General features: G+C 33.7%; 14 protein-coding genes, 1 tRNA gene and 1 pseudogene. 2 read left to right on the forward strand and 14 right to left on the reverse strand.

All coding sequences use genetic code 11. The features are described 5' to 3' along the window. Nucleotides 1-64 precede the first annotated feature (64 nt). Complete coding sequence (gene colA / locus ACUN28_RS26680) at nucleotides 65-2,962, reverse strand: collagenase ColA (protein ID WP_016089389.1); 2,898 nt, start codon at nucleotides 2,960-2,962, stop codon at nucleotides 65-67. A gap of 268 nt (nucleotides 2,963-3,230) precedes the next feature. Between colA and opuD the strand changes: the two genes are divergently transcribed. Next, nucleotides 3,231-4,781 carry a glycine betaine transporter OpuD gene (gene opuD, locus ACUN28_RS26685; protein ID WP_016089390.1) on the forward strand — a complete coding sequence of 517 codons (1,551 nt, stop codon included), beginning with the start codon at nucleotides 3,231-3,233 and terminating at the stop codon, nucleotides 4,779-4,781. A gap of 129 nt (nucleotides 4,782-4,910) precedes the next feature. On the opposite strand, the gene ACUN28_RS26690 is transcribed toward opuD, so the two are convergent. From ACUN28_RS26690 to ACUN28_RS26750, 13 genes are all read right to left on the reverse strand, one after another. Continuing rightward, a complete protein-coding gene (locus ACUN28_RS26690; protein ID WP_016089391.1) occupies nucleotides 4,911-5,777 on the reverse strand; it encodes a GNAT family N-acetyltransferase in 867 nt (288 codons plus the stop codon). Between the two features lie 145 nt (nucleotides 5,778-5,922). Further along, nucleotides 5,923-9,204, reverse strand: a complete 3,282-nt coding sequence (locus ACUN28_RS26695) for a leucine-rich repeat domain-containing protein (RefSeq protein WP_016089392.1) — start codon at nucleotides 9,202-9,204, stop codon at nucleotides 5,923-5,925. Between the two features lie 129 nt (nucleotides 9,205-9,333). Further along, nucleotides 9,334-10,509 carry a sporulation protein YhbH gene (gene yhbH, locus ACUN28_RS26700; RefSeq protein WP_016089393.1) on the reverse strand — a complete coding sequence of 392 codons (1,176 nt, stop codon included), beginning with the start codon at nucleotides 10,507-10,509 and terminating at the stop codon, nucleotides 9,334-9,336. A gap of 443 nt (nucleotides 10,510-10,952) precedes the next feature. Next, complete coding sequence (locus ACUN28_RS26705) at nucleotides 10,953-12,848, reverse strand: PrkA family serine protein kinase (RefSeq protein WP_016089394.1); 1,896 nt, start codon at nucleotides 12,846-12,848, stop codon at nucleotides 10,953-10,955. 541 nt (nucleotides 12,849-13,389) lie between these two features. Beyond that, nucleotides 13,390-15,459 (reverse strand): sensor domain-containing protein, encoded by a 2,070-nt coding sequence (locus ACUN28_RS26710; RefSeq protein ID WP_016089396.1) that lies wholly within the window; start codon nucleotides 15,457-15,459, stop codon nucleotides 13,390-13,392. A gap of 127 nt (nucleotides 15,460-15,586) precedes the next feature. Then, nucleotides 15,587-16,075 (reverse strand): tRNA (uridine(34)/cytosine(34)/5-carboxymethylaminomethyluridine(34)-2'-O)-methyltransferase TrmL, encoded by a 489-nt coding sequence (gene trmL / locus ACUN28_RS26715; protein WP_000538147.1) that lies wholly within the window; start codon nucleotides 16,073-16,075, stop codon nucleotides 15,587-15,589. A gap of 58 nt (nucleotides 16,076-16,133) precedes the next feature. Then, nucleotides 16,134-17,021 (reverse strand): amidase domain-containing protein, encoded by an 888-nt coding sequence (locus tag ACUN28_RS26720; RefSeq protein ID WP_016089397.1) that lies wholly within the window; start codon nucleotides 17,019-17,021, stop codon nucleotides 16,134-16,136. Nucleotides 17,022-17,065: 44 nt separating this feature from the next. After that, nucleotides 17,066-18,208: a tRNA epoxyqueuosine(34) reductase QueG gene (gene queG / locus ACUN28_RS26725; protein WP_016089398.1), complete on the reverse strand. Its 1,143-nt coding sequence runs from the start codon at nucleotides 18,206-18,208 to the stop codon at nucleotides 17,066-17,068. A gap of 199 nt (nucleotides 18,209-18,407) precedes the next feature. Further along, nucleotides 18,408-18,481 (reverse strand) — tRNA-Gly (locus ACUN28_RS26730). A gap of 114 nt (nucleotides 18,482-18,595) precedes the next feature. After that, nucleotides 18,596-19,249: a DsbA family protein gene (locus ACUN28_RS26735; protein ID WP_016089399.1), complete on the reverse strand. Its 654-nt coding sequence runs from the start codon at nucleotides 19,247-19,249 to the stop codon at nucleotides 18,596-18,598. 188 nt (nucleotides 19,250-19,437) lie between these two features. Further along, complete coding sequence (locus ACUN28_RS26740; protein ID WP_016089400.1) at nucleotides 19,438-20,214, reverse strand: transglycosylase domain-containing protein; 777 nt, start codon at nucleotides 20,212-20,214, stop codon at nucleotides 19,438-19,440. A 491-nt stretch (nucleotides 20,215-20,705) separates the two neighbouring features. Further along, a complete protein-coding gene (locus ACUN28_RS26745) occupies nucleotides 20,706-21,167 on the reverse strand; it encodes an NUDIX hydrolase (protein WP_016089401.1) in 462 nt (153 codons plus the stop codon). A 146-nt stretch (nucleotides 21,168-21,313) separates the two neighbouring features. Next, nucleotides 21,314-22,033 carry a YebC/PmpR family DNA-binding transcriptional regulator gene (locus ACUN28_RS26750; RefSeq protein ID WP_016089402.1) on the reverse strand — a complete coding sequence of 240 codons (720 nt, stop codon included), beginning with the start codon at nucleotides 22,031-22,033 and terminating at the stop codon, nucleotides 21,314-21,316. A 645-nt stretch (nucleotides 22,034-22,678) separates the two neighbouring features. On the opposite strand from ACUN28_RS26750, the pseudogene ACUN28_RS26755 reads away from it, so the two are divergent. Next, nucleotides 22,679-22,999: pseudogene (locus ACUN28_RS26755) on the forward strand (DUF3884 family protein). Nucleotides 23,000-23,137 lie beyond the last annotated feature (138 nt).

The raw sequence follows: 23,137 nt of genomic DNA on the forward strand, positions 1-23,137 counted from the left end.
TATATATCTATATAATATACTATTTTCCACAAAAAGTAAAGTTAAACATACATTGGAAAAGCGCTTATTTTACTGATAATTCGTATGTTCCATCGCCATTATCATATTTATATACATACAAGTAATACTTACCTGGTTTTGCATTAAAGTTTGCCTCTATATGATTTCCATTTGCTTGACCGTAAGCAGCATAATTTTGCATATCTGATTCATGGTGAAGTACCCATGTCATCCCGATTCCATACTCATTTAAAACGGAAATATCGATATCTTTGGCTGATGCTACATTAAATGTATAAACATCAGTGTGATCCCTGCCGATAAGGCTACCTTTTATAGTAGAATTTAGCCCAATACGATTTGCTTCCTCTGGACGATTATTTGGTTCTGATTCTGTTAAATTTCCATCTTTAACCGTAACAGTTGTTTCGCTTCTGCTCTCTTTTCCTTTATCATCTTTTACTATTAACGCTACTTTATAAAAACCTTCTCTTTCATATGCATGTACTGGATTAACCTCTGCACTTGTTCTTCCATCTCCAAAGTCCCATAAATATGAAACGATTTTTCCGTCTTCATCTTTTGAACCATCACTTTTAAATTGAATTCCTTCTTCTACAAGCCCATTATAAGGACCGTTTATATTAACTGTCGGAGCTTTATTTTCTCCGTCATCTTTTGCGATACCATGGAAAACTACATCATATTCAAATTGATTGGAACTATTCACACGGTAATTGACGAAATATGCTGTAACTGTTTTGTAGCCACTCCATTCTTTTTGTGCCAATTTTTCTAAAGCTTCATTGACTCTTTTACCCATTGCGTTCCAGTCTTCTGATTCACCTTTTGTTACACTACCTGTAAACGTGCCTTCTAATGTAAATGTATTAAAGAATTGAGACTCATGTTTTGTCATTTTTGCATCTTTCATAAGCAACGTATCACTAATTTCTTTTTTCACTTCTGTTAATGATTTCGGTGCATGTTCAGCTAAATAATCATCTGTTACTTCCGGTACATTATACTTATCTTGATTATCAATTAGCTGCTGCATATACTCTTGATACTCTTTATTTAGTTTAGGATCTTTACTTAAAGTTTCACGATAGGCATCATAATTTTTCACGTCATTCGCACGAATTAAATCTTGAATTTTATCAAACGTTTCAAATTGATGTGTATATAAATAGGACTGCAGCGCAAATGAGTAGTTATAGAAATCCCAAGAACCATATTTAGCAAATAATGTGCGCTCTGCTGTATAACGGCTTGCAGGATCAGATGATAATCCACTAATGATGCTCTTTCTCGGTACTACATTATTCGTACGAGTAGATCCTGCGAAAAATTCTGCATTCCCTTCTTGGAACCAAGTTAACCTTTCATTTTGATACATATCTCCTCTTCCAAATAAACCTGGCACTTCATATCTCCCTTGAAGATAATGAGTAAATTCATGACGGAATAGCTCTTCTAAACTATAAATACTTTGCTCTGGCGTACGCTCATATGTAAAGAATGTTCCTGTTTCTTCAATATAAATTCCACCGTTATTTGTTTCATACCCATACAATTGTCTGTTTAACTGATATTCGTCTGGGGTATTATAGATTACTATCGTTAATACGTCGTCTGCATTGCCTGGCTCTAAAGCTTTGTCATTCCCAATTACACGATGATACTGCGCTTTTACTTCCTTTGCAGCCCAATATAGTTTCTTAATTTTTTCTTCTGATACTTTATCTCCTGCTTTAAACACAATAGATCCATCGTCGAATGTGTACGTTTTTGGTAAGTACTGTTCTTGTCCTTCTTTACGTATTTTCTCTAAATCTATTGTATTCCCGCTATAATCTTTCCCATTATAATTTGTTGTAATTTGTTCTACTGCAACAAAATACGGCTCACTTAAACGCGGGTACATATGCATTGCTTGTGTAACAACCTCTAAACCTTTATTTGGATTACTATGAAACTTCCCTAAACGACTAGCAAAATAAATTCCATTATTAACGAGCCACTTATTTTCTGGTGTTACTTCATTTAGAAGAGCAATACGATTTATTTCATTAATAAACCCATCTACTTTTCCGTACCACATTGTATCTTTTGCTTCTTTACGAGTTTCAAATAAATACGACTGCATATCATAATCAATACCTTGCATCATATCGTATACAGCTTGTCCTTTCATACGATCGTCTACGTATGTATGAAAATTATCATTATATTGTTTTAAAATATTCGATGCATATTGAACCGTTTCCACATCACTTGAAGCATTACTAATTAATTTACCATATGCAGATACGACTGCATCTTGCTCATCTGTACCGAGCTTAAAGTTTGGATTTGCTGCGATTGCCTTTAGAGCAGGTAAACATTTATCCTGGAAGCTTCTCTCATTTAAATCGCTTAATTCACTATTGTAAAATGCAAGATAAAAAGCTGAACGTAACACTTCCGTAAACGTTTGAATTCCTTTTGAATCATCTTTCGTAAATGTACTACCTCGATGAGCTAATTCATCTATAACTGCTTGTATTTTCCCTTTGTCTTTATAAAAAGCCTTTGCATCTTCATTGAACTGGAATAAGTCTGTAATTTGGTTCCACTTAATACTTCCTAACGTTTCAACTAATTCTTGATCATTCATTTTGTTTAAATCAGCCATTGAATAGCTTTCTTTAATTTGCTTAACTTCTGAGCTCTTCATAATAGATGCTGGTCGCTGTGAAAAGTCTCCTACTTTTAAACGTTCTTGAAACGATAATGTTTCCTCGGCTTTAGAAACGTGTCCAATCTCATCTACTGGTTTTTCAATTCCAACCGGTTTCGTTTTCAACACATTATATGGTACTTTTTCTTCTGCTGATACAGAAGCTTGAAGCGCCCCTAACGATAGAGCCATTGTACTAATACTAAGCATAACTTTATTGATCTTTGATTTCTTGTTCATATCCTTGCCCCCTATTTAAATATTCCATTCAAGAATTTAACATAAAATCTGGATACAACAATATAAAATGCAATATTTCATATTATTTCTCCCCATATTTTGTACATATCGTGAACAGCCTTACTTTTATCTAACCTCCAATAATTATGAATCTATAGCGATTAAACTGTCCTTTTACACACAATAAAAATCGAATTTTTTGACAATTAATCTTTTAATTGTTATGGTTAATATAATTGTTAACTTTATTAAACAAGGGTGGGATTCTATGATAAAAAAAGAAAACAGTGTATTTTATATCTCCATCTTGCTAACAACATTATTCATCATATGGGGAATTACCCCGGCAAGTTGGATACAAGGCTATGATTTACAAAGTGTTACATCTTCCTTAAACTCATTTATCCTCAATAAATTTGGATGGTTTTACTCTCTACTTATGACCGCAATGATTATTTTAGCCACTTATTTAGCATTTTCTAAGTACGGTTCTATTCGTCTTGGTAAAGATGGAGAAAAACCACAGTATAGTTATCCATCTTGGCTATCCATGTTGTTTGGAGCAGGAATGGGAATTGGACTCCTCTTTTATGGAATCACTGAACCGATTTCACATTTTACAGATCCATTAACAGGAAAAGCAGGTACAGAAGAAAGCGCCAAGCTCGCTATGCAATATTCATTTTTCCACTGGGGCCTCTTTCCATGGGCACTATACGCAATGGTTGCTTTAACAATTGCATATTTCACATTCCGCAAACAAAAAGGTAGCACAATTGGTGCTACAGTTACTCCATTATTTAATCGATCGAAAAATTCTCCTATCGGAAAAACAGTCGATATTTTAGCTGTTTTAGCCACAGTATTCGGTATTGTGCCATCTGTTGGGATTGGTGCTCAACAAATCGCCGGAGGATTAAGCTATTTATTCCCTTCTATTCATAACACTTTACTTACACAGCTCGTACTTATCGCCATCTTCGCTGTTTTATATTTAACGAGTGCACAAACTGGCTTAGATCGTGGGATTAAATATTTGAGTAACTTGAATTTCTCTCTTGCAGGTATTTTACTCGTCTCCTTTTTACTTTTAGGACCAACTGTATTTATTATGAAATATTTCACATCTACACTCGGTTCTTATATTGGAGCTTTACCTAGTATGGGATTAAATTTAGGAGCATTTAATGAAAAATCTTCTTCTTGGATTGAAAACTGGACTATTTTCTATTGGGGATGGTGGATCTCTTGGTCTCCATTCGTCGGTACATTCATCGCCCGTATTTCTAAAGGGCGTACAATAAAAGAATTTATTTTTGGAGTTGTATTAGTCCCAACTCTTATCTGTACATTTTGGTTTGCAGTATTTGGCGGCACCGCTATCCATATGGAAATGTTCCAATCGCTTGGAATAGCTGATGAAATTGCAAAAAATGGTACAGAGATTGGATTATTTGCTGTTATTTCACACCTACCATTCTCTACATTTTTAACAATTATCGGGTTAATTTTAGTAGCCACATTTTTTGTTACTTCTGCCGACTCGGCAACATTTGTTGTTTCAATGCAAACGAGTAACGGAAGTTTATCACCGAAAAATAGTTTAAAACTTATATGGGGATTAACAATCGCGATAATTGCAGCCATTTTATTACAAGCTGGAGGACTAAATGCACTACAAATAGCAGCTATAATTGCTGCGCTACCATTTTCTATCGTAGTCGTTCTTATGGTCATTTCGCTCTTTAAGGAGCTTCAAAAAGAAGATGTTAATTTACAAGCAAAAGAAGTTCCGCAAAAAATAAAGAAGGTTATGTAACGATTAGCACCTCTCCTAAAGAAGAATTCGGTCCTCAAATTAGTCCTGAATCCGTTATTACGGAAGGCGGCAAAGTAAACTAAATAAAACCCATTCGTATGAAATATACTTTTCATACGAATGGGTTTTTTACTCTATTATATAGTGTTGTAAACATGCTTTCTCCTCAAAACCTACTTTCTTGTACAACTTCATAGCACCATCATTATTCGTATTCAAACATAGTTCTATCTCTCTCATCCCTTGGAAAGAAAAAACATGCTGAATTGCAGCTCGTAATAAACACTCACCAATACCTTTTCCTCTACTCTCTTCAGCTGTTGCAATAAATTCGATATCCGCTTCTTGAAACTCCGGATTTACTTCAACGTATACGTAACCTTCTAGCCTATCATTCTCCACACTTACAAATAATTTATTCGTATTATTTACACGTTCGATAATTTCATTTCCTTCGTAATATGTATTAGGAAAAACGTTATTGTGTAAAGCGATAAACTGCTCAAATACTTGTGGTAAAGCTTCTTCCACATTACATATAGTATGTTGTTTCACACCACTATTACTTAACCTGAAAATACTATGTCGATCTTGTTCTTTAGCATGTAAAACCTTCATCAAATGGGCGCAATTATTATTTTCTACATGATAAAATCCATAAAATTTCTCAATATGAAAGGGCACATTTTCTATAAGCTCCTTCCACATATGTAAAGCAACTTCTCCCCAATTCTCCGTAATAATAAACGGTCCCCATATTTCTGCACATTTCTTTACTTCATCCACATCAAATCCTAATACACCAATTATTTTATTGTCCTCATAAGTAACAACAAAAGATTTCTCCCAACCTATATCAGAAAAATCATGAAGAATTGTATGTAACACCTCCTCTTTCTCATCTCCACAATAACCAACATGATGAGTAGCATCTTTATTCATACTTGCCATAAATGATGCAACCTCTTCAATCTTTAAAGTAGAACTAATATACATACCCTCTCCTCCTTCTCTAATATATTTACACTTTTTCTACCCATATCCTTTCTAATATAAAAAAGACGTTATCATAAGCACATTTCAAAATGAAATTGCTATGATAACGTCTTTTGAATAATCTTATAATAAGATAAAAAGTTGTTTATTTTTTAAATATATTTCTTCTAAATACAAACATACTAAGTGCAGATAAAACTAATGCTAGGCCACCAAATAAAGATATATTATTTTCTTGTCCGCCTGTTGCTACTAAAGATTTTTTACTTTCTTCTTTCTTCTTGCTAACTTGTTTACCTGATACATTTTCTTTCGCTGCTTGATCCACTACTTTCTTTGCTTGTACAGGTACTTGTACCGCTTCATTTTTCTGAACAGTAGCTGTTCCTAGTTCATTTGAGCCTTCTGTTTGTTTCTCAACGTTTGCTCCTGACTCGTTTACATTTTCACCTTTTGTTACAGGTTCACTTGCTTCTACTTCCGCCTCTGGCTTACCTGTCTCTTCTTTCGACTTTTCTATTTCCGCCTCTGGCTTACTCGTCTCTTCTTTTGGCTTTTCTACTTCTGCCTCTGGTTTACTTGTCTCTTCTTTTGGCTTTTCTACTTCTGCCTCTGGTTTACTTCCTTCTTCTTTCGGCTTTTCTACTTCTGTTTCTGGTTTACTTGTTTCTTCCTTCGGCTTTTCTACTTCTGCCTCTGGTTTATTTCCTTCTTCTTTCGGCTTTTCTACTTCTGCCTCTGGTTTACTTTCTTCTTCTTTTGGCTTTTCTACTTCTACCTCTGGTTTACTTGTTTCTTCCTTCGGCTTTTCTACTTCTGTTTCTGGTTTACTTCCTTCTTCTTTTTCCGGCGACTCAATTTTTTCTACAATATTTTGAGTTACTTCACCGCTGAACCGTATGCCAAGCCCATAATAACTCGTTCCATCAAAAGCAAACTCATATTTTTTCTCTCCTGGAGTACTCCACACAATTGTCCCCTCTTCTTCATTGAATGTTCCGCCTTCACTTTTCAGTGTAATATCCTCAAGAGGATTATCTTCCACATCATGAACAGGAATTTTCACTTCTTGATTCACTTGAGCATCTTCTAGCATAATTTTTTGTCTGCTAAGATCAATTGTAACCCACTGAGATAATTGAATAATTGGTTTTATATCACGAATTTCATTTCCAGCCAGTTTTAATTTAAAAAGATCTAACATAGAACTAAAAACTGTTATATCTTTAATTTTATTATCTGATAAGTCTAAAAATCTTAATTCTTTAGCTTTAGTTAATGGCGTTACATCCACTATTTTATTACCTTTAATTTCTAATTCATCCATTTTAGTTATTCCACTAATTTCTTCCAAGCTACTAATGTCATTATTGTTTATTATTAGTATCCCTAAATTTTTGAATTCCTGTATTCCTTGAAGAGATTCATTATTAATTTTATTGGCTGAAACATTTAACTTCTTCAATGAATTTAATGTAAATAATGGTTTTATATTTTGGTTGTTATTGTTGCTTATATTTAATACTGCAAGCTTTTCTAACTTAGCTAACGGCTCTAAATTTTCTATTTTATTATTCGCTAAATTCACTGACTTCAAGTTTTTCAAATTCGAGATAAAATCTATGTTTTTCAACTCAAACTTTTCTAATGTCAGATCTTCTAAATTTGCCATATACTCTAATCCAGATAAATCTGTTATTCCATTATTCTGTCCATCAATTATTTTTAATGTTTTAACCTTTAATAAATCTTCTTTCGTGATAGGAGTACTCAAGTCTGTTCTATCTAAACTATGTTTATTAATATACTCTCTTAGTTTTTTATCTGGAATAACACTTAAATCTGCTTGCTTAGCAACTATTTTTTGAATGACTGTTCCATTGAAATGTACTTTATTCTTTGAAGAACCTGTTTCTAAATTGAACTCGTATGCTTTCTCTCCAAGACTGTTCCATTTTACAAAACCATTATTATGTGTTCCACCCTCACTTATCCATCTAATATTTTGAAGAGATTCGCCACTTAAATCGTATACAGGAATCTTGATATCTTCATTTATTACTCCTTCATTTAAAAAGACTTTTTGTCTATGAACTTGAACTACAAAACGCTTTCCAAGCTCTTGAATAGGTCTTACATCAGAAATTTCATTTGCACTTAAATTAAGTTCATATAAATGAGTTAGTTCACTAAGTGGTGATACATCAGAAATATAATTCTCTTCTAAATCAAGTGATTGTAAGTTTTTCAGTTTAGCTAACGGTGTAATGTCCCTAATTTCTGCATCTCTCACTGCAAGCTGAGTAAGGCTCTCCATTTTACTAATGGATTCAAGATTAGTAATGTTATTATTTCCAATCCATAATTCCTTTACATGATTTAACTGTTCAATTCCTGTTAAATCACTAATATTATTATTAGCTAAATACAACTTACCTAGAGACCCCATTGTAAATAACGGTTTAATATCTTCAATCTTATTACCGACTAAATCTAATGTTCTAACTTTTTTCAAGTTACTTAATGGATTTAAATCAATAATGTTATTATCTCTTAAAGAAAGAGATTGAATTTTATTCAGCCCAGCAATTGGCTCAATATTTCCAATTCGATTAGAGAAAAGATCTAAAGACTTCAAGTTATTCAAATTAGCAATTGGAGATAAATCACTCACTTCAGATTCATGCAATCTAAAGGTTTCTAAATTTACCATATGCTCTAAACCAGCTAAATTATTAATACCCTTCCCAACATATACCTCTAGTTCTTTAATTTGTAGTGCATCGGCTTTCGTTATTGGTGCATTTATATCTTTTCGACCTAAAGCATTTTGATTAATGTATTGTTGTAATTTTTTATCCACTACTATATTTTTTGTCTCTTCTTTTTGTTCTTCTTTATTTTCTTTTTGTTCTTCCTGAACATGATTTTCTATGTTTGTAGTATTTACTTCAAATTGCACTTGATATTTCTCATTATATCCCATTGTCGGAATATAAATATGCATTTGCATATTATATCTTTTTCCTAATTCTCCAACTTCAAATTGAATAACCTTCGTCCCATTTTTCTTTTTATCCTCTGCTATTACTTTTACATCATGAAACACACCAGAAGTATGAATATCTTCTGTTTTCAAGTATTGGAAGAAATCACTATCACTTAACGTTGCTGTTACAATTTTCTTCCCATTCTTGATTGTTAATTTAGGATCTTTTATATAAACAGCTGCCATAGACTCTTCATTGGTTTTATCTTTATATGCTTTAATAACAGCATCATATGTACCATCTTCTAAAGCCTGTCCAGTTTTATTCGCCTTAATTGCTACAGCTGCTAACGCAGGTGTCGAATACACCGCAAACGGTAACGATAGCGTCGCCGCTATAATCATGGCATTTATATGTTTTCTTTTATTTTTTCTCAACCTTACATCTCCTCCAAAATATATAAATCAAAATGTAATCATATCTCGAATAAATGATAATGATTTTCATTTTCAATGTCAACTAGAAAAATAAAAAGTTTACAAAAAAATAACCCCCTTTTAAAGGGGTTATGCCATTTTCTCTCCTGATTCTTCTTTAAAAAAGCTTTTCATTGCATGGAATACATCTGCTTTTTGCTTTAAAATATAATATCTGAAATTCTCATCTTTAATATTTTTATAGGCTGACATGAGGGTACTATGGCGGTTGTACTGGTTCACTTCCCCATACCCAAACATGTTACACTTCTTCATTAACTCTTCAACAAGTTTTACACATCTAGCATTATCTGATGTTAAATTATCACCGTCTGAAAAATGGAATGGATAAATATTATAGCGGTCTGGTGAGTATTTATTATCAATTAGCTCGAGTGCTTTTTTGTATACAGAAGAACATATCGTTCCGCCACTTTCTCCTTTTGAGAAAAACTCTTCCTCTGTAACTACTTTTGCCTCCGTATGATGGGCAATAAACTCAATATCTACTGTTTCATACTTCGTTCGTAGAAATCTCGTCATCCAGAAAAAGAAGCTACGTGCCATATATTTCTCCCATATCCCCATCGATCCACTCGTATCCATCATCGCTAATACAACAGCTTTTGAATCTGGCTTTAACACTTCATTCCAAGTGCGGAACTTTAAGTCTTCTTGGTGAATCGGATGAAAAGATGCTTTACCACGCATCGCATTTCGTTTATATGCGGAAATCATCGTTCGTTTCTTATCAATGTTTCCCCATAATCCGGTTTTTCTAATATCATTAAATTCAATATGTTCAATCCTGTTTTCATCCATCTCTTTTCTCTTTAAATTAGGCAGCTCTAACTCTTTAAAAAACGCTTGCTCTAATTCTAGAATAGAGACTTCAGCTTCATAATAATCTTCTCCAGCCGCATCCCCTGCTCCTTGCCCTTTTCCTGGTCCTTTTTGCTTTTGACCACCTGATCCATCTCTCGCAACGACATCACCAACTTTGCTATCACCATTTCCTTGCCCAACATGTTTATTTTTATCATAATTGTATCTAATCTTATACTCATCTAAAGAACGAATCGGTATTTTTACAACATCCTTGCCATTAGACATAACTATACTTTCCTCTGTTACAAGGTCTGGTAAATTATTTTTAATTGCCTCTTGTACTTTTTCTTGATGGCGTTGTTGGTCGTCATATCCTTTGCGATGGAGGGACCAGTTTTCCTGTGAAATCGTATAATTTGGTTGGTTTTCTTCACCCATTTCTTTCCCTCCTTACTGTAATTGTCTTCCTATATGAACAGCAAGCTAGAAATTTTGTTTTATACTGTGCAAGCTAGAATGAAAGGTAACTGCTCATCGAAAATCATCCCATAAACATATATAACGTTTTCATACAATACTCCGAGCATCCTAAACAAAATTTTGCCACTCACATACTAGAAAAACATTCAGTCGTTGATAAGAAAGAAACACAATGCATAGTTGCACACATTTTCACTTTGCAACATATTGTATTGTGTTGGCTTTTTTCGTATGAATGGTTGGTTACTCTATCATATGCATATTGTAAAAATAATTGACAATAAATTCATGAAATTGCATCTTAATTTATTACATTTGGACAAGGTATGACAGTTTACACATATGAACGGATAATAAAACGCTGTCCCGCAAAATACAAGAGACAGCGTTTTGTTATCAAACTATCGGTTTAACAGACTACCTACATAACGTAATAATTCATTTGCTGAAGAAGAATTATAGCCATGCTCATCAATTAAGCGTGCAACAACATCATTGATTTTCTTAAGCTGATTTTCGTCTGGCGTTTTCGTTGATGTTGTAATTTTCACTATGTCTTTTAAATCAGCAAATAGTTTTTTCTGAATCGCTTCGCGAAGACGCTCATGTGAATTATAATCAAAGCGTTTTCCTTTACGCGCATAAGCAGAAATGCGAATTAAAATTTCTTCACGGAATGCTTTCTTCGCATTTTCTGAAATTCCAATTTGCTCCTCAATTGAGCGCATTAGCTTTTCATCTGGACTCATTTCTTCACCTGTTAATGGATCACGTAATTTCGATTTATTGCAATATGCTTCAACGTTATCTAAGTAATTATCCATAAGTGTCTTCGCTGATTCTTCATATGAATACACGAATGCTTTTTGTACTTCTTTCTTCGCAATTTCATCATATTCTTTTCTCGCTAATGAGATGAAATTCATATAACGCTCTCGATCTTCATTACTAATTGACGGATGCTGATCCAACCCGTCTTTTAGCGATCTAAGTACATCTAATGCGTTAATAGATGGTACCTCTTTTCGAATAATTGTAGAAGAAATTCGGTTAATAACATAACGAGGATCAATACCTTTCATACCTTCATCTTGATATTCACGTTGCAGCTCCTCTACATCAATCGCATTATAACCTTCTACCGTTTCTCCATCATATAAACGCATCTTTTTAATTAAATCAATATCCGGACGCTTCGGATCTTTTAAACGAGTTAAAATCGTAAACATTGCTGCCACTCGAAGCGTGTGCGGTGCAATATGCACATTGGACACATCACTTTCACGAATCATTTTTTCATAAATATGTTCTTCTTCACTCACTCGTAAATTGTAGGGAACTGGCATTACAATGATTCTTGAGTGCAATGCTTCATTTTTCTTGTTTGCTATGAAGGAACGATACTCAGTTTCATTCGTATGCGCTACAATTAATTCATCTGCTGAAATAAGCGCAAATCTGCCCGCTTTGAAATTCCCTTCTTGCGTAAGCGATAATAAGTGCCATAAAAACTTCTCGTCACATTTTAACATCTCTTGGAATTCCATCATCCCACGGTTTGCCTTATTCAATTCTCCATCAAAGCGATACGCTCGTGGATCTGATTCTGAACCATATTCTGCGATTGTTGAAAAATCTAGACTACCTGTTAAATCGGCGATATCTTGTGATTTAGGATCAGACGGGCTAAATGTACCAATCCCTGTACGGCGATCTTCCGAGAAGAAAATACGCTCTACAACTACATCCTCAATTCTTGAACCATATTCTTGCTCTAGACGCATTACGTTTAGTGGCGATAAATTCCCTTCAATTCTAACTCCATACTCATCAAAGAAATCATCCCGTAAATGATGCGGAATTAAATGAAGTGGATCTTCATGCATTGGGCAGCCTTTAATTGCAAAAATTGCTCCTCGATCTGTTCGTGAATATGTTTCTAATCCTCGTTTCAACATCGTAACTAATGTTGATTTCCCTCCACTAACAGGACCCATTAATAATAAAATACGTTTTCTAACATCTAATCGTTTTGCAGATGGATGAAAATATTCCTCTACAAGACGTTCTAAAGCCTCCTCTAATCCAAATAGCTGATTACTAAAGAAGTTATACTTTCTTCTACCATCTACTTCTTCGATTCCAGCATCTTTGATCATATTGTAAATGCGAGAGTGTGCTGTTTGAGCCACCCATGGTCTTTCCTTCACAAGCTCCAAATACTCCGCAAACGTACCTTCCCATTGTAAGCGTTCTTCTGCTTCTCGATGCTGTTCAATTTTTTTTAGAATATCCATTATAGCTCCTCCCCCATCTCCTTGTTCAATCGGATTATTATAAAAGGTATGCTAGGATGTCCTTAAACATTCTTTAAATCAAAATGAAATATACAGTAGTGCTATAAAATTCTCTCCAAAATTCAAAGAAAATTCTGTATAATATAGGTATTAAAGTTTTTACACCGCTATTCATTTTAAATAAATTCTTTTCTTCTGAGAACCTTACATACATTTCGATTCATATTTAAGATTCGTAAACTGAAAAAACAGGAGGGATATTAGTATGAAATTATTATTAATTTTAGGTGTATCACTCACATTTCTTACAGCTATTTTTACATCTGGTTACAACGATAAACCTGGTACACATAAAGTGAAACTTTAATGAGTGGGGGTTTTCTTCCCCCACTCATTATTAGTTGAACCAATCGGGCTTTTACGGGCAGTTAATCTCCCACCTAACCTCCTTGTCCTAGCCGAGTTTTGAGGTGGGAATTTTACTGCCCGTTAATGCGGGAAAAAAGTGATGTGCTTCTTAGCACATCACTTTTTTTATCAATTATTTATAATACACATTTTCCACATCATATTTTGATAAAGGTCGGCTATAATAATAACCTTGTACAAACTTCACATTCTTTTCCTTCAAAAATTGTATTTGTTCCGCTTTTTCTACTCCTTCTGCAATTACATTCAATTCTAAAGTATGAGCTAAATGAATAATTGCAGCCGTAATATTCGTATCACGTTCATCTACATGTATACCTTCCATAAAAGAACGATCGATTTTCAAAGTATCAATTGGATACGTTTTTAAATAACTTAAAGATGAATATCCCGTCCCAAAATCATCTAAATGAATCTTTAAATTTTGTTCTTTTAATTGTAGCAATACTCTTTTCGATATGTCTTTATGTATAAGGGCTCCTTCGGTAACCTCTATCGCTAATAGATGGGCTGGTACATTGTACTTATGTAAAGCACGTGTAATCATTTCTATTAATGTAATAGAGCGAAAGTGCCTGGCTGAAATATTAACTGCAATCGGGACAACCTCATATCCTTTATTTAACCATTCACGTATTTGCTGACACACTTCATTTACTACCCATTCATCAAGCTTAATAATAAATCCTGTTCTTTCTGCTAGCGGAATAAATTGATTTGGAAAGACAAATCCTAATTCTTTATTCTTCCACCTTATTAAGGCTTCCATACTAGCTATTTTTTTCGTTTCAATATTCATTTGTGGCTGATAATATAAGAAGAATTCATTTTTTTCTATAGCACGATGTAATTGGTTTTCTATTATAAACCTTTGTTCACGCTCACAATCTAATCCATTGCAATAAAAATGATAATGTCCTTTTCCTTTTTCTTTTGCTTTTTCCAAAGCAGCATCAACTCTTTGGAATAATATTTTTTCATCTTCTCCATCTGTTGGAGCCATTACAATTCCGATTGACGCACTTAAATACACGTCCTCTTCTTCAATTACAAAATGTTCACTAATCTTTTTTTGTATGCTTTTTGCAACTAACTCTACACGTTCTTTCTTTATATTTTCTATTAACATAACAAATTGATCATCATGTTCTCTAAATAAATGCATATCGTCTATTTGGAGACTGCTTAAACATTCTGTAACTTTTTGTAATACTTTATCTCCTTCTTTATGACCAAACGTATCATTAATAAGGTGAAATTCATCTAAATCTATAAAGATAAACGCAAAATCTATCTTCTCATTTAAAAAATCATTTAACTTATTTGTACATGAAATTCTATTCATTAATCCTGTTAACTGATCATAATAGGCTAAATATTCCGTTCTCATCTCATTTAATACTTGCCTTGTAACATCCCTCGTAACAATATAAACCCCAACAATTTCACCATTCACAATAATTGGAATAGTTCTCAAAGAAATATAGAGCTCGTACCCTTCTTTATGAACATATTTCTTTGAAACAATTTGCTTTGCACTTCCTTGCATGGCTTCTTTAAATAGAATATGAAAATCTTTTTCATATTCTTTATTAATAAATTCAAAAATAAATTTATTATTTAATTCTTCATATCGGTATCCAAATATTTCATACGTTGCTGGATTTGCATATGTAATTTTCCCTATAGAATCTATAGATATAATAGAGTCATTATTATATTCTAGTAATGACTTAAATAACATTTGTTTTTCCTCTATCTCAATCTTCTCCTCAATTTGAGGTGTGATATTCCTCGTAATACAAATAATAAACTGACATACTCCTTCTTCGTCAAATACAGGGTTAAGTGAAGATTCATAATGTATCTCACCTTTTGGTAAACTAACTACATCACAAAAGGTATTTGCTTTCGCTTCGCTCGCTACTTTTGCATATTGCACTTGCAATATTTCCGCCGTATCTTCCGGTAATACTTCTGCAAAAGTTTTTCCATAACATTCTTCGCTTAGCTTCGCATAATCCATACCTATCTTATTTACATAAATATATTTAAAGGTCTCTTCATCCATAACTTTCACAATAAATACTAAATCTTGAATAGCATGTAATAACCCTCTTCTTATTAAATCCATATCTATCATACTTAAAAAGGTATTTTGATTACTATATTGTTCCTTCATATTTATCTCAACCCGTCTAATCTATTTTTATTCATATATCCCATTCTATATGAATATGTACCCTTTTTTAAATGTATGATTACATATTATTTTTATCTTTAGAAAAAAAGTCGCCATATGGCGACTTTTAATAAACAATTTCTAAATCTAGTCCTGGATAATTTTGTTGACGGAACGCTTCATAAATTAAAATAGCTGCTGTATTAGATAAATTTAATGAGCGCACTTTATCAGTCATTGGAATACGTAAACAATGATCGAAGTTTTCTTCGATTACATTAGCTGGTAAGCCGTTTGTTTCTCTTCCGAATACAAAATAGTAATCCTTCTCACGTTTACTATAATCAAACGCTGTATGAGCTTTCTCGCCATACTTTGTTAAATAGAAGAATTCACCATCTTTATTTTTCTCATAAAACTCTTCAATTGAATCATAATACGTAATTTTTACGTGCTGCCAATAATCTAATCCTGCACGCTTTAACATTTTATCATCCGTTGAAAATCCAAGCGGTCTAATCAAATGTAGTTCTGTTCCAGTTGCTGCACAAGTACGAGCAATATTCCCTGTATTTGCTGGAATTTCTGGTTGATATAAAACAACATGTACTCCCACGCGATATTCACCTCTGTTTTTTGTCTACTACGTATTATACCATTTGAGCGAAAAATCTCTACCCATTAATAATATGAAAGAATTTATATTTCATTTGTGGTGTATATTTACTAGAATCTTCATAGTTCCAATAACGCCGACGGCTATTCGCTGAATGTGCATTTACAAGTGGCATACCATCTGCGTCTTTCGCTACTACAATTGTCGTATGATTCCACCTACCATCATCCTCAAAATCATAAGCGATAACATCACCAAGAATAAGGTCCTCTGGTCTTTCTACTGCTTCTGCTCGAAGCCCTGTTGTAGCACCTGACAAATACCAATAAAAAGAGTGTGCGACAGCCCAGCTCCAACTCCACTGATTCTCCCTTTGCCACCATCCTTTACGAATATTAGGATATCCATTCATTGGTACTTCTCCAGTATGAAGACATTGAGAAATAAAATTCGTACAATTATCAGGGAAATTACGATATATAGGGTTTCGATCATCCCACCAACGCTCCGCATATTTAACTGCCTCTAAACGGTTATACTGATAAGAACCATACTTCTCCTTTGTAACTTCCCTTTCTAATGTCTCACTCATTCCAACTGCTTCTGGCACTTCAATAGTATAATCACCTATTATCCGGCTATTATTTAAACAAACTCTTCTTTTTAATTGTTCCTCTTCGATATAAAATAATTCTTTATGCTTAATTAAATATTTAAAATGTATTTGATAATCAATTTCTTGATGATTGCTATTATTTAATTGCCTCATAAAAGAAACGTCCGCAGTTGCTTTCACTATATGTGCACTACGTTTTTGAAACAATTGTTTCTTTCTCTGTGCTATTTGTAATAAATCTTCAGCAATACCATCCACATTTGTTCGTTTCTCTGTTATATACGCTAAAAATTGTTGTACTTGCTTTTCAATATTTACTTTTACAACCATTTCGTCTCCCTCCCATATTACAATATGAAAAAGGGAGATATTATCTACTGTTTTTTCTGCGCTAACAATTCAAGTCCGCGATTCATTTCATGAAGAACCTCTTCGTCTTTCTCACGTTGCATCGCTTTTTCAATGGCTTCGCCCACGCCATCTCCACCAATTTTCCCAAGTGCCCATGCTGCCGTTCCGCGAAGTACCGGTCTTGGATCATCTTTCATAACACCTATTAAATCAGGAATTGCTGATGCTTCTTTAAAATGCGCAAGTGCCAAAATCGCATTTCGTTGCAACGGCTTTTTACCTCTCCATGAACCAGACATAATCCCATATTTCTCTTTAAAATCACGATTACTAATTGTTAAAAGTGGTGTTAATAACGGCTTAACTAACTCAGGATCTGGTTCCATCTCAGGGTGATTATGAAAATCCATTCCTTTATTTTTCGGACAAACAGTCTGACATGTATCACATCCATAAATACGATTTCCTATTTTGTCGCGATATTCTTCCGGTAGGAACCCTTTCGTCTGTGTTAAAAATGCTATACATTTCTTCGAATCTAACTGTCCTCCTTGTATTAAAGCACCTGTAGGACAAATATCAATACATTTTGTACAGCTTCCACATTGATCTTCTATCGGTTGGTCTGGTGGGAATGGAACGTTTGTAATCATTTCTCCTAAATATACATACGAACCAAATTCAGGTGTAATAATAGCGCAATTCTTACCGCTCCATCCAATACCGGCACGCTCCGAAACAGCTCGATCACTTAATTCACCCGTATCAACCATTGACTTAACTTCTATATCGGGAAGTTTCTCGATTAAATATGCTTCTAATTTTTGCAAACGATCTCGTAAAACAAGATGATAATCTTGTCCCCAAGAGGCACGACAAAAAATCCCGCGGCGTTCTCCACGCTTACTTAATGGTGCATTTTTTAATTTTGAAGGATACGCTAATGCAATCGCAATAATTGATTTCGCACCAGGTAATAGAAGCTGTGGGTTCGTTCTCTTTTCTATATCAGGCTCTTCAAATCCAGATTGATAATTTAATTGTTGCTGCTGGATTAAACGCTGCTTTAATTCTTCAAATGGTGAAGCACTAGCAAAGCCTATTTTATCTATACCAATTGTTTTACTATACGCAATGACATCTTGCTTTAATTGTTCAAAATTCATTCCTAATCGCCTCCTCAGATGAATCCATCCCTTATGTAACGACTATATTGGTTAGCAATTCACTTTTGGAATACTATTCTTTACTTCTATTTTCGCATACAATCATGCTTTTCAAACATTAAAAAACGCAATGCCTCGTTTATCTCGGAAACGAAACACTGCGTTGATCACAATTTATAGAAAAACTTTTAATAAAATTTGGAGCGGGTGAAGAGAATCGAACTCTCGACCAGAGCTTGGAAGGCTCTTGTTTTACCACTAAACTACACCCGCAAATATGAAATACATAAAAGATATTAGAATAACTTATGTAAAGTAGTATAGCATGTAAAAAAATCGGAAGCAAGAATTTTATCGAAAAAAGTCGAAAAAGTGATGAGTATCTCATCACTTTTTCAATTCTTTATCAATTGCCTTCTTCATACTATCGAAATCAGGGTTTGCAAGATTTCCATTTACATATACTGAAGGAGCACCTTGAACTTTTAATTTTTGAGCACGATCTGAATCTTTACGTACTTTTTCTTTCATTTCTTTACTGTGTAAATCCTTCTTAAATTGTTCTACATTAACTTTCGGAAGCTTTTCTTTCACAATGTTAAGAAGTAATTCTTCTGTAATCCATTCTTCTGTGTCTTTCTTTTGACTTTGATAAATCTCATCATAGAAAATCCAGAATGAATCTTTATCTTGTTTATAAATTGCTTCACCAGCTGCTGCACCTAAATCAGAGTCTTTTCCGATAAATGGGAAGTTAATAAAATATAACTGCACTTTACCTTTATCGATATACTCTTCTTTTAAGCGTGGTAATACTGTTACATCCCAAGTACGACAAGCAGGACATTTGAAGTCTCCAAATTCAACTACCTTAACTGGAGCATCATCTTTCCCTAAAGATTGTTGTGTGGAATAAGCAAACATCTCATTCCCTTTATCTTTTTTGTCATTTATGATGCTATACGCAATCGTTCCGATTACAATCAATACTGCAATGGAAAAAACTATACCAAGAGCCATGAGTTTGTTCGATGATTTCATATACATTCCTCTTTAAATTCATATTCTGTATACAGCATTGTACACAATACACATAATATCAATACTTACATATACCACGCAATGAACACGCTCACATAAATTACAAAAATACAACAATTGTGACGATATTGTGTCACAATTTGTCACAATTTATTCAAAAAAAAGAAGCTCCTATGTAGGAACTTCCCTTAGCTTACTGCTTTTTCACGCGCATTATTTAACATCGATTGCTCTGTTTTTATATCATGACGAATTACTAATTTCTCACTAACAGCTTGCACATACTCATCATGATTGATATAGCCTTCTTTCTCCATTAATCTCAAAACTACATTCCGTCTCTCAACTGCTTTATCGTAATTTTGTGCTGGTGAGTAATAAGCGGGTGCCTTTACTACAGCAGCCATCATTGCACTTTCAGCCAACGTTAATTGGCTCACCTTTTTACCGAAGTAAAGGTTTGCTGCCTTTTCAATTCCCCATGCTCCTTCTCCGTAATAAATATTACTTACATATAATTTTAAAATTTCATCCTTCGTAAATGTGCGTTCAATTTTTTTCGTGTAAAAAATTTCTTTCCACTTACGAGAAAATGTACGCTCATTCGTTAAAAAAGCATTTTTGGATAATTGCTGTGTAATTGTGCTTCCTCCCTGCACAACACCACCAGCTTTTATATTCTCAACAGACGCCCGGATAATCGCTATATAATCTAAACCGTTATGATGATAAAACCTTTTATCTTCTGTTGCAATGAATGCATGTGTTAATGATTCTGGCACCTCTAACTTAGCCGGTACATGTAATTTACTAATATCACTTTGCTCGATCATTACATTTCCAATGAATAATAACGTAAAACTTAACAATAATAATAAAATAATGGCTTTATAAAAAAATTTAGTCATTGGATTTAATGCAACTTTTTGATGATAGTTCACCCTAGATAATACTCGTTCTTTCATCTTAAACACCTCTTTTCCACACAGCGTATAACTCTTACTTTAAGAATACCTTGTTGTAAAAAAATATCCCATCGATTTCTCTTACACGTACCTTACATCATTGTAAGGTATAAAGTGAAACTTTAATCAGCCCGCACCAATCTGGCTGCCCGGCAAATAGCGGGATAAAAAAGTATTGTATCACAGTCCTTTTTTATCTACTATTCATCTGAAATATTGAATATAGATTATGCTAAACTAATAACAGATTAAACCTTAAGGCTATTATACTTTCTCTATTAAAGCACCCTATTTTCATTATATCATCTACAAATATATATACTTTTAAGTATATATTAATCTAAATGTACATAACATAACATACCATACATTATACAGAACAAACGTTCTTGAAATCAATACTAGCACCATTATTATTTTGACCTTTTTCTTAAACAGTATACAAAAAAGAGTAGTGATTTGATTGTACCTCAAATCGGCTACTCCTTTCTTTACAATCTTCCTATTAAATTATACGGCTGCACTTCCCACGTTTCATACGGAATAAAATGTGTTGCTCTCATCGCATCAAGCGTTCTAGATTTCATATGAGGACGCGTTATATACTCATCTATGTTCTCTTCATTTAAAGCAACAAATTTAGCCTCTTGTATTTCTTCAGGCTGAATTTGTATTTCACCGCTCACGTATGCCACTTTAAAAACAACAGCTAGAATGTGCATGGAAGCATTATAATAAACTCCTGTAATACCGATAGGCTTCACCGTTAATCCTGTTTCCTCTTTTATTTCCCTACAAACAGCTTGATCCAGCGCTTCTCCTTCTTCTACCTGTCCTCCTGGAAACTCCCACGTATCCGATCGCCAATGTACTTTAGCTAATAACACTTCGTCTTTTTCATTTGTTAAATAACCTGCTACAGCAACGATATGCTTTGGTGTTTTATGTTCCATATTACGCCTCCTAGCAGTAATGAATGTTTCATATATCCCTATAAGCATATTCCCTGTCTACAACAAAATACCTTTACTAATTCAGCACCTTAATTACCTTTATAAAAAAGCCCCTATTCGATAAACGAACAGGGGCTTCTATCATATTATTCTCCTAAGTCTACGTTGTGGTAAACTTGTTGCACATCTTCTAAATCTTCTAATGCATCAACCATTTTCTCAAATTGTACTTGAGCATCTTCAGGAAGTGTTACATCACTTTGTGCAAGCATTGTTAATTCAGCAACTGTAAATTCTTCAACACCCGCATCTTTAAGTGCAGATTGTACTGAATGGAATTGATCTGGTTCAGCATATACGATAACAGCATCTTCTTCTTCTAGAATGTCACGTGCATCTACATCTGCTTCCATTAAAATTTCAAGTACTTCATCTGATGTTTTCCCTTCAAGGCCGATAACAGCTGTCGCATCAAACATGTAAGCTACAGAGCCGTTTACACCCATGTTACCACTGTTTTTGCTAAATGCAGCTCGTACATCTGCTGCAGTACGGTTTACGTTATTTGTAAGTGTATCTACAATAACCATAGCTCCATTTGGCCCAAATCCTTCATAACGAAGCTCATCATAATTTTCCTCTGAACCGCCTTTTGCTTTTTCCACTGCACGATCAATAATTGTTCTTGGTACATTATATGTTTTCGCACGCTCTAATACGACTCTTAACGCCTGGTTTGATTCTGGATCTGGCTCGCCTTGTTTTGCTGCCACATAAATTTCACGTCCAAATTTCGCGTATATACGGCTTGTATTTGCATCTTTTGATGCTTTTTTATCTTTAATATTATTCCATTTACGACCCATACTTTCCACTCTCTTTCCCGTTTTAAATCTACATAAAAATATTAATATGAAATATAATGTGTATTCAACACATTTTTAAAAGAAATATAAAAAGTTCATTTTTGATTCATATTACAGACATAATATAAATTACTATCATTTTGTTCTTTCGACAAGTTATATTATACATGAATTCCTACATTTATCACGAATTTTAGAATTACATAACATAATTTAACAAAAGAGACTCTAACATTTCTGTTAGAGTCTTTTTACATCGCCGATACCGATACTGACACTCCCGAAGGAACACGATTTTGAGTCTTTTAGGTGACATTTATATAGAGTGTTACCCTTAAAATCCTTTATTTTAAAGCATTTCAAAAATTTTGAGCTTCTTTCAACATGATAAATTAAAATGGGACGGAGCCAAAATGGAATCACAATAAAATAACTGACACCTTTTACTTTCATTTTTCTCCCTTAATTAAGTTTATCCTATTTCATTTATTACTGTGATGATTTATTTTATTATCTCTCGCTAAACAATAAGGAAAAGTAAAAAATTACCACAACATTCCCCTAATTACTTTCTATCGCTATATAATTAAAATAGGAAATTTTTTGAAATCTAAAAATTTAAAAGAAGGATGGGGGAGAGTTATTATGACACATTCAAATGAGAAAAAAGCATATGGTCTTAAAGGGATAGGAGAAAAACTAAACCCAACTATCTATCAAGTGAGATTCATGAAATTAGATGAACCAATTCAATTTGAGTCGTTTCCTGAATTAAAGGAATTAGGGGACTGGTTGAGTACTTCAACGCAAATGTGATCGTGCCACTCAACTATGTACAAGTACAACAGAGAAGAATTTGAAAAGAAGTTTTTAGAAATTACGAAATTAACAGCTGATCATGTGCTAATATCTACTGGTGGTGTCGGATTTAACTTCATGTCACCAGGATGGGGAGATTCTCTCTAGAGTGCTGGAAACGATTCTTGTATATACAAGAATCTACTGACATTTTATATAGTAATGGAATTATATAAAGGGATAAAAATGAATGTTCGTTTTTATCCCTTTATTGTTTCGCAGTTTGCTCTAATTCCTTAATAGCTT

This window comes from Bacillus sp. WC2507, from assembly GCF_052656125.1.

Coding starts and splice junctions, on each gene's coding strand:
- colA (WP_016089389.1), bottom strand. CDS start 2,962: ATGAACAAGAAATCAAAGATCAATAAAGTTATGCTTAGTATTAGTACA.
- opuD (WP_016089390.1), top strand. CDS start 3,231: ATGATAAAAAAAGAAAACAGTGTATTTTATATCTCCATCTTGCTAACA.
- ACUN28_RS26690 (WP_016089391.1), bottom strand. CDS start 5,777: ATGTATATTAGTTCTACTTTAAAGATTGAAGAGGTTGCATCATTTATG.
- yhbH (WP_016089393.1), bottom strand. CDS start 10,509: ATGGGTGAAGAAAACCAACCAAATTATACGATTTCACAGGAAAACTGG.
- ACUN28_RS26705 (WP_016089394.1), bottom strand. CDS start 12,848: ATGGATATTCTAAAAAAAATTGAACAGCATCGAGAAGCAGAAGAACGC.
- ACUN28_RS26710 (WP_016089396.1), bottom strand. CDS start 15,459: ATGAAGGAACAATATAGTAATCAAAATACCTTTTTAAGTATGATAGAT.
- ACUN28_RS26720 (WP_016089397.1), bottom strand. CDS start 17,021: ATGGTTGTAAAAGTAAATATTGAAAAGCAAGTACAACAATTTTTAGCG.
- queG (WP_016089398.1), bottom strand. CDS start 18,208: ATGAATTTTGAACAATTAAAGCAAGATGTCATTGCGTATAGTAAAACA.
- ACUN28_RS26735 (WP_016089399.1), bottom strand. CDS start 19,249: ATGAAATCATCGAACAAACTCATGGCTCTTGGTATAGTTTTTTCCATT.
- ACUN28_RS26740 (WP_016089400.1), bottom strand. CDS start 20,214: ATGAAAGAACGAGTATTATCTAGGGTGAACTATCATCAAAAAGTTGCA.
- ACUN28_RS26745 (WP_016089401.1), bottom strand. CDS start 21,167: ATGGAACATAAAACACCAAAGCATATCGTTGCTGTAGCAGGTTATTTA.
- ACUN28_RS26750 (WP_016089402.1), bottom strand. CDS start 22,033: ATGGGTCGTAAATGGAATAATATTAAAGATAAAAAAGCATCAAAAGAT.